The organism is Dellaglioa sp. CoH-57-MRSF-22, from assembly GCF_056781895.1.
On the sequence record NZ_JBXAXT010000192.1, the window covers coordinates 1 to 284 of the forward strand.

Annotated in this window: 1 protein-coding gene; it reads left to right on the forward strand. The window is 53.2% G+C overall.

Annotation, left to right across the window (positions count from 1 at the left end; translation table 11 throughout):
• Positions 1-93: 93 nt before the first annotated feature.
• On the forward strand, positions 94-284 hold a 191-nt coding region (locus tag AC1RPR_RS08760), incomplete at its 3' end, for a hypothetical protein (RefSeq protein WP_481763564.1).

The following is a 284-nucleotide window of genomic DNA, read 5'->3' on the forward strand; positions in this document are numbered from 1 at the left end:
GACGGACGCGGAGCGTGCGCAATTCGATGAGATGATGCGCAAATTCAACCAGACCATGGCGAATTTCGACAAGACTATGCGAGGCGCGTTTGCATGAAGGCCATAGAGCTTCTTGAACAAGCGCTTCCATACGTGCGTGGCCAGAATGAGGCGCTTGTCCGCAAGATCGAGAAGAAACTGCGGAAAGATGGTAAGCAGCGGGAACTCACGGTCGCGCAGTCGTTCTACGAAATGGTGGTAACCGTTCTGTGTAGAGTGGCTGAAGTACGAAAACGGCACTGGAT